3 protein-coding genes are annotated in these 3,380 nt (G+C 27.4%); all 3 read right to left on the reverse strand.

The window, feature by feature from the left end:
- Nucleotides 1–106: 106 nt before the first annotated feature.
- Entirely contained in the window at nucleotides 107–1,363 is a 1,257-nt protein-coding gene (locus AQ1689_RS05790) for an ImmA/IrrE family metallo-endopeptidase (RefSeq protein WP_101915804.1), read from the reverse strand.
- Nucleotides 1,364–1,526: 163 nt separating this feature from the next.
- Nucleotides 1,527–2,408 (reverse strand): hypothetical protein, encoded by an 882-nt coding sequence (locus AQ1689_RS05795; protein ID WP_101955486.1) that lies wholly within the window; start codon nucleotides 2,406–2,408, stop codon nucleotides 1,527–1,529.
- A 12-nt stretch (nucleotides 2,409–2,420) separates the two neighbouring features.
- Entirely contained in the window at nucleotides 2,421–3,200 is a 780-nt protein-coding gene (locus AQ1689_RS05800; RefSeq protein WP_101915802.1) for a hypothetical protein, read from the reverse strand.
- Nucleotides 3,201–3,380: the final 180 nt, after the last annotated feature.

Genomic DNA, 3,380 nt, shown 5'->3' on the forward strand with positions numbered 1-3,380 from the left:
AGCTCAAAAAACTAATTTATAGAATTATGAGCCTAGAATAATAATGTATAAACTTAATCAAGAAAAGAGTTGTTTTTTAGCTCAGTTCTTTGTTGTGCAACGTTATTTATATAAATTGTTCAAAATTAAACCCTTCTATTATTTGTTTTATAGATTTAGTCCTCGATTCTTCACTTATTAATTCGTACTCTTTTAATCTATAAATTATACTTGTTTTTGATACATTAAAATGTTCAGATAAATATGCTACAATACTTTGAAATTTTTTATGAGAATCAAATGAATCATTTAATACGAAATTACCTTTTTCAAGTCCTCTTCTTTGCATTGATTGCCAAAGTTTTGCAGTTATGGAACTTTGAGGTAATAATAATGATATAGAAAAATAATTTGCTTGCCATTCTATCCATTGTCTAGGGTTTTCAAGATTGTGCTTTCCTTTTGAAAAACTAAATTTTGAATCATTGAATGAATTTAATAATTTTTGATTTATTACAACTTTTTGATGAAGTAAAAAATGTCCAAATTCGTGTCCCAAGACAAACATTTCTCTAGATGTATTTACTATTCTTTTACTGATTCCAATTATTTTTGTGTCAATATTACAAGTTCCTAAGTAATTATGCTCTTTTGGTTCAAAATATTGTATTTGAATTCCATATTCTCTATTTAGATACTCCTTTAATTCTTTTGCATTTAATCCGTACGCATTTCTTAATAATCCTGAATTTATTTTATTAAGTTCTACTTTTGAGATTTCGTAAATACCTTCTTTAGACAGTTTATCAATTCCATATGTCTGATTATTTTTTGTTTCTACCAGAATTTTTAGTAATTCTCTATCAATAACTTTCTCAATAGACTTTAAACCTTCATCTAATAAATTTTGGATTAGAGATTTTTCTATAAATGGAATTTTTGATTCATTTTCGGAAGAACGTTTATAATGGATAATGTTGAAATTATTAACAGATTCACCTTCTATAACCATCATACCCGTTGATTCGGCAAAGTTATAAGCAGATTTTTGAAAAGCTCCTCGACTTATTATAATTCCTTTTGCGTTTACTCCAGAAACTTGTAAAATATCACTATGAAATTTCTGTACTTGTTCAACAGGTACTCTTTTCCCATAATTTTTACACTCTATGAAATAAGTCATCATAGGTCTATCAGCATTTGGAGGTTTGAATTCAATTATTAAGTCAAATTCAATTTCGGCTTTTCTTAATTCTGAATAACGTTTAGCTTTAGGAGTAATTTCAATAAAATCTTTAATTCCAAATAATCCATTTTCTTTTAGATTTTCAATTATTTTAAGTGATTTTTCCTCAAATTGATTACCTTTTTTAACGTTACTCATAAATATATTTTCGGTTTTTAATGTTGCACAACGTTGACTGTATGGTTAGTGGCGTGTTAAAATACTTATACATTTCAGTTTAACAATAACTTTTATAAAAAAGCACTTTCCTTTTAATTTTGCACTTTGTAGCCATTAACTATACAGATTGTTGGCAACTGTTTCACCTCCCAAATTTGTTTTTCTCTTTTAAAGTTCTTATATCCCAGTCATTCAAATAGATTGTATGTGTTCTTTGGAAATCTCTACTTTTAGTTAAATTTCCAAAACCAGGACCAGTATATCCATAGTCAGAAGGATTATGCGTGTAAACAGCTCTATCATCAATAATTAATTCATAAGCAGGGAAATCATTGTGCCATCCTTTTACTTGCACATCAATAGACTTACTGGATAAGTTTTTAAAAAGTTTAATTTCTAATTCAAAATCAATATTAGGGGAGAAAGGCTCAGCAAAAGGATAACCAGCAGAAGCAGAAATCTTAATTGTTGTGGTATCATCTCCTCCATCAGAGAAAGAATGCTTTTTTGAATTATTAATTGATATATCTAAAGGGGCTTCGTCTGAACGGTCAGAATGTAATTCACTACAAACACCAATATACATATCTTTGTTTGACGCACGAGGCGTATCGTCATGAAAAGGAATCCGTTTTATATATGCCTTTACTTGATGGCTTTTACCAGAATGTTGGCTATTTGCCCCTCCATATTTAAAATTGTGCTTGTCGTGTCTAAAAATTTCACTTTCAAAATTATAATTTCCAATTTTAGTTAAATCAATTTCCGCATTTATTGCTAATCGAGTAGTATGCTCGCTATGATGATGAAACATTTCTACATTATCAGTTGCATAATAATTAGATAAAGAACCAGGCTCAGGAAGCCAAGTGTGTCTTTGAATATTAAAACTACTTAATTGTCTTATAAACTCTTCTTTATTGTCAAGTAATCTAAAACGATTTGTATTTTCAAAATAACTTAATAGAGGTTTTCCAAGTGACTTTGGAATGAACGCTTGAAATTTTATTGAAAGTGGAAACATTTTTTCTGTTTTTTACAAATTATTATAATAATTAAATTTTTCATTGAATACGTGTGTAGGTTCTTCTATGTAAAAATTAGATTTTTTCTGTTTTTTGTACATCCAAATATCTTTTTCCTTTTTGTTCATAAAAAAATAGTTGTAATGTTTTTTATTTGCCACAGTAAAAATAATGATAGGGTCATATTGATGTCTAGATTCTGAAAAAAATACACATATCCCTTTATTACTTTCATATGTAGCGTATTTACCATCAGCATCTTTAATGATTTCATTATTTAAATCATTTTCATAATAGATTTTTAGTCCACCTTTATTTTGGTAATTTTGTTTTGCTCCTAGAAAAGGAATTGCATTATTATGAAACTTAAATTGAGTTTTAGCAATACCTGTATTATCTACTTCTATTACTCTAGATGTACCTATTCCTAAAAATCCTCCAGTCCATTTTTCTTTTTGTCCATTAGGTCTATCATATTGTATGGCAACAACACCTTCATAATTTTTGGGAAGAATGATAGTTTGTTTATAAGGTCTCCAAACATACCAAGAGGCTAATAATACATAGACAAATGGTAAAATAACTAAAATAAAATCCCAAAGTTGTAATTGCTGTTTAGTTAATTTTGTAACTATTTTTTTCTTTTTACATACAATTTTTAAGAAAAAATAAACTAAAAGTAGTATTATTCCAATTATAGATATTCTCCATAGATTAGTGAAAATAAAACTAATCATTAGTAAAATTCCAAATACGGTATAATATATTCCTATGTTTCTTAGTCTTTTCATTTTGTTTGCTTTGAACTCAGAGTTTGTTTAAATAGTTGCCAACGTTCTAGTATAAGATTTGAAGCGGGTTTGGAAGTTCAAAATATTGAATAAATTACTATTAAAAAAGGTAAAAAAAGCCTTTAAAAAAGTACTGAAAACCGCTTTGAATTTTATACATCTTAAGTTTGTCTTTTAATA

Source organism: Tenacibaculum finnmarkense, assembly GCF_900239185.1.
Taxonomy (GTDB): domain Bacteria; phylum Bacteroidota; class Bacteroidia; order Flavobacteriales; family Flavobacteriaceae; genus Polaribacter; species Polaribacter finnmarkensis.